8 protein-coding genes, 1 pseudogene and 1 riboswitch are annotated in these 4,007 nt (G+C 66.0%); of the genes and pseudogenes, 3 read left to right on the forward strand and 6 right to left on the reverse strand.

Annotated features, from left to right (window positions below; translation table 11 throughout):
• From DBR22_RS16860 to DBR22_RS16880, 5 genes and pseudogenes are all read right to left on the reverse strand, one after another.
• Window positions 1-254: pseudogene (locus DBR22_RS16860) on the reverse strand (nucleoside/nucleotide kinase family protein); the annotation flags it as partial.
• Between the two features lie 9 nt (window positions 255-263).
• Window positions 264-626, reverse strand: a complete 363-nt coding sequence (locus DBR22_RS16865) for a DMT family transporter (protein ID WP_108599970.1) — start codon at window positions 624-626, stop codon at window positions 264-266.
• Window positions 626-949 carry a DMT family transporter gene (locus DBR22_RS16870; protein ID WP_108599971.1) on the reverse strand — a complete coding sequence of 108 codons (324 nt, stop codon included), beginning with the start codon at window positions 947-949 and terminating at the stop codon, window positions 626-628. The genes DBR22_RS16865 and DBR22_RS16870 overlap by 1 nt, the downstream gene beginning before the upstream one ends.
• A gap of 9 nt (window positions 950-958) precedes the next feature.
• Window positions 959-1,023: riboswitch (guanidine-III (ykkC-III) riboswitch) on the reverse strand.
• 148 nt (window positions 1,024-1,171) lie between these two features.
• Window positions 1,172-1,699 (reverse strand): ferritin, encoded by a 528-nt coding sequence (locus DBR22_RS16875; RefSeq protein ID WP_108599972.1) that lies wholly within the window; start codon window positions 1,697-1,699, stop codon window positions 1,172-1,174.
• A gap of 66 nt (window positions 1,700-1,765) precedes the next feature.
• On the reverse strand, window positions 1,766-2,392 hold the full coding sequence (locus tag DBR22_RS16880) for a HutD/Ves family protein (RefSeq protein WP_108599973.1): 627 nt from the start codon (window positions 2,390-2,392) through the stop codon (window positions 1,766-1,768).
• A gap of 54 nt (window positions 2,393-2,446) precedes the next feature.
• Here DBR22_RS16880 and DBR22_RS23935 point away from each other — a divergent pair, with 54 nt between their 5' ends.
• The 3 genes from DBR22_RS23935 to DBR22_RS16890 all read left to right on the forward strand — a co-directional run bounded on the left by DBR22_RS23935 (window position 2,447) and on the right by DBR22_RS16890 (window position 3,775).
• Window positions 2,447-2,605, forward strand: coding sequence for a hypothetical protein (locus DBR22_RS23935; RefSeq protein WP_181365222.1), 159 nt, complete (start codon window positions 2,447-2,449; stop codon window positions 2,603-2,605).
• 86 nt (window positions 2,606-2,691) lie between these two features.
• On the forward strand, window positions 2,692-3,291 hold the full coding sequence (locus DBR22_RS16885; protein WP_108599974.1) for a phosphoribosylanthranilate isomerase: 600 nt from the start codon (window positions 2,692-2,694) through the stop codon (window positions 3,289-3,291).
• Between the two features lie 82 nt (window positions 3,292-3,373).
• Complete coding sequence (locus tag DBR22_RS16890; protein ID WP_108599975.1) at window positions 3,374-3,775, forward strand: YccF domain-containing protein; 402 nt, start codon at window positions 3,374-3,376, stop codon at window positions 3,773-3,775.
• Here DBR22_RS16890 and DBR22_RS16895 read toward each other — a convergent pair.
• Window positions 3,772-4,007: VOC family protein (locus tag DBR22_RS16895; RefSeq protein WP_308810228.1), on the reverse strand; the 236-nt coding region annotated here is incomplete at its 5' end. The genes DBR22_RS16890 and DBR22_RS16895 overlap by 4 nt on opposite strands.

Here is a 4,007-nt window from a genome sequence, read left to right on the forward strand (position 1 = left end):
CCGCCGACGTCGAACGTGTCCATTGCCCCTTTACGCTGCCGCAGCGGTGTGCCGTCGATGATCGCGTTGCCCAAGTGGAAGCCGTCCATCGGCACCACCACTGCCTGCCCGGGCCCGAACTGCTGCTGCAGCCACGAGGCAAAGGTGGATTTCCCGGAGCCGGGCGCCCCCGTGATGCCCAGCAGTGTCCGCCGCCCGCCGTCCACTCGAAAACGCAGGGCAGCCACAGCCTGGGAAATCTCGGGGGAGTCCATGGCAAAAGCCTAGACCGGGTGGTCCTCCCGCGCCTTTGTGCCGGCGGGCAGTGCCTTCAGCCCGGCCGCGCAGCCGACGATCCCGGCAATGAACAGCACCTTCAGGACGCTGAAGGGTTCGACGCCGGTGGCCATCGCCCAGCCCACCGTCAGGGCAGCGCCGATTCCCACCCAGACGGCGTAGGCCGTGCCGAGCGGGATGCTGCGGATGGCCAGGCCCAGGCCGATCATGCTGAGGGTGGCCGTCACGGCGAAGACAAGGGTCGGCAGGGGTTGGGTGAAGCCGTCGGACAGGCCAAGCGCGGTGGCCCACACGGCTTCGAGCACGGCGGAGGCCAGCAGCAGGAGCCACGCCACGGAACGCGGGTTCATCACGCCACCACTTTCAGGCCGACCACGCACGCGGCGATGCCGGTGAGCAGGAGCAGGCGCGCCGCCGTCGGACGTTCCGCTTTGGTGATGATCGCGTAGGCGGAGGTCAGCACCACGCCCACACCCACCCACACGGCGTAGGCGGTCCCAGTGGGGATGGCCTGCATGGCGATGGCCAGGCCGGCCATGCTGGCGAGGACGGAGACCAGGAAGAGGAGCGCGGGCGCGATGCGTCGCTTGCCTTTTCCTTGGAAGGTCCGGTGCAGCGCGGCGGCCCAGACGGCCTCGAGCGCCCCGGAAAGAATGAGGATTAACCACGACATGACAGATCCTTTGGCCAGTCTTGTCGCGTGCCGGGTACTGAACCGTCGTCCGGAGACCCCGTTGGGGGAGCCTTGGCTCCAAGCCTAGCAACGCCCGGCGGTGGGTGGCCACGTTGGTGGCCAACCTCACCGCGGGTGCTGAGCCGGAAATGCATCCAACGCGGGGTCACTAAACGCCCGATATGAGGCCTCCAGAGGGTCAGAAGTGACCCCGCGTTGCGCTTAGAGGGCGCCGCCTGCTGCCGCGGGGGCGGAGCTGTCGCGGCCGCCGTCGCCGATGGTTTCGCGGGCGATGAAGTTCTCGATGTCGAACAGGTTGTCGGCGCGTTCGGCGATGTTCAGCAGGGTGGTCATGGAGGCGACTTCCTCCACCTGCTCCTTGAGGAACCAGAGGATGAACTGCTCGCCCAGGGCATCGTCCTCGCCGCGGGCCGCCCGGAAGAGGGCCTCAATGTCGCGGGTCACTTCCTTCTCCTGCTCCAGGGCAAGAGCCAGCGGTTCAGTGACGGAGGAGAAGTCATTGCGGACGGTGGGGACACCTGGGATGGAGAAGGTGATGTCACGGTCCAGCATGTACTGCACCATCATCATGGCGTGGTTCCGTTCCTCCACCGACTGCCGGTAGAAGTAGCGGGCCAGCTGCGGGAGGTCCTGGTTGGCGAACCAGGTGGCCACGGCAATGTACTGCTGCGAAGCCGCGAACTCGTTGCCGATCTGGGTGGACAGAAGCGCATTAAAAGAGGTGGTCATAGCCCGAGTTTAGGGTCGGCCAGCCGCAGTGGCCAGTGTGGGAAGGCTCGGATAACGCAGGCGAGGCTACCCTGTCACACGGTCGATCGAGACCACGGCCAGGAAGCCGCGGCCCAGGATTTCGGGGGAGCGTACATCGGAACCGACGACGGCGTCGTAGCGGCCCAGTGCCTCGGGTTCTGGTGCCGGGGGTGCTTCGGTTTCGGCGTCCGTCCCTTCCTCGGCATCCTCGGCGGCACCCGGACTGACCGTTGCCTGGCCCTGCAGCAGCACGGCCAGCTGGCCTCCGAAGACGGGGTGCGCGCGCTTTTTGGAGAGCTCGATGATGGACGTGAAGCCCTTGTAGGTGTCACTTCGCGTGACGACGTTCAGGTTGCGGACGTCCCCGGTGGGGAGGGCACCGTGGGTTGCCGCTTCACCGGAGAACCTGAAAGGACGGTACTTTTCGAGGGGATGTTCGGCGCCGTCCACGGTCAGCAGGAGCAGTTCGCCATCGATCACGGTCAGTACGCGCTCCATCCCGGGGAACGTGGAGAAATCGCCGGCCTTGGTGACGTCGGCGATGCTGACACGCCAGTCCCAGGCGCCGTCCTGCGCCGAGGCGGCCTTCGGGTGGCTCGCCAACTCACGCGTCACACCGCCCTTGTTGCGCCACGGTTCGTTCCTGAGCTCTGCAAAGCGGATGATCTCCATCCGACCAGCCTAGTTTGTTGCCGGACCCCCGACGCCCTAGGGCAAGGGCGTGGCATGCTGGGCAGGATTGTGGGGCCGGCGGAAGCTGATCTGTGGCGTCTGGAGAACCTGAATCAGGCGGTCGGCACAGTGGTGTGGGCCCACCAGATCGGCGACGCAGCTTTCGAGGAATCCGGGCGCGGCATGGTGGGGCGTGTGCTGTCCGGTGCCTGAATGGCTGGACAACAGAGGCGCCGGGGCCGTGTGCCTGCTAATCTCCTCCGGGGGGACAACACGAAGTCAGCCTGAAGGAGCCGGGAATGTTCGTCAAAGTCTGTGGTCTCAGTACGCCCGAATCTGTCCGGGAAGCCGTCGACGCCGGTGCGGACGCCGTCGGCTTTGTCCTGACGGCCAGCCCCCGGGCGGTCTCGCCGTCCCAGGTTGCCCGGCTGAAGGCGGACATCCCCGACGGCGTGGTGGCAGTGGGGGTCTTCCGGCATGAACCCGTCGCGGACGCTGTGGCGATCGCCCGCGCCGCAGGCCTGGAGTGGGTCCAGCTGCACGGGGACCTCACCCCGGACGACGTCACCACAGTCCACGACGCCGGCATGAAGCTGATCAGGGCAGTCACCATGGCAGCGACGGCGGACGCGTTCGCCGACTGGGGCGAGGAACTCCTGTTGATAGATGCCGCCGTGCCTGGATCCGGCGAGACCTGGGACTACGCCTCCATGGTGGACGTGACAGAGCTTCAGGACCGCAAGTGGCTGCTCGCCGGGGGACTGTCTCCGGAGAACGTCAGCCGGGCTGCTGCTGCATCCGGGGCCTGGGGCGTGGACGTCTCCTCCGGCGTCGAGGCTTCCCGCGGTGTGAAGGACCTGGCCAAGATCCGGGCCTTCATCGAGGCCGCCAAGGGCTGACCGTTCCAGGGGCGAAGGTTTCAGGGACGAATCAGGGCAGACCCCTACGTTTTTGTCAGACCCTGCAGGGCACAATGGACAGATGAAGACACTGCTCAACATCATCTGGCTGGTTTTTGGCGGATTCTGGCTCGCCCTGGGCTATTTCATGGCGGGCATCATCTGCTGCCTGCTGATCGTCACCATTCCGTGGGGCATCGCATCGTTCCGGATCGCCGCCTACACCCTGTGGCCGTTCGGGCGCATGGTGGTGGACAAGCCAGGCGGTACCGGAGTGTTTTCACTGCTGGGGAATGTGATCTGGCTTGTCGTGGCGGGCATCTGGATTGCGATCGGCCACGTGGTGACGGCGTTCGCCATGGCCATCACCATCATCGGAATCCCCCTGGCCATCGCCAACCTGAAGCTCATCCCCGTCAGCCTGATGCCGCTCGGCAAGCAGATTGTCCCCACCGATAGGCCGTTTATCGCCAGCTACCGCTAGCCGGCGGGCTGATCTTCGGCCTGCACCGCCCGAAGGATGCAGAACTCGTTCCCGTCGGGATCTGCCAGCACCACCCACGTCACCTCGGGTCCCTGGCCGACTGAGATGCGTGAGGCGCCCAGGCCTTCGAGCCGCTCAACTTCAGCAGCCTGGTCTTCCGGCCTGAGGTCCAGGTGCAGCCGGTTCTTGAGCTCTTTCCGCTCGGGCACTTTCAGGAACAACAGGTCCGGGC

Source organism: Arthrobacter sp. HMWF013 (assembly GCF_003061105.1).
Lineage (GTDB): Bacteria > Actinomycetota > Actinomycetes > Actinomycetales > Micrococcaceae > Arthrobacter.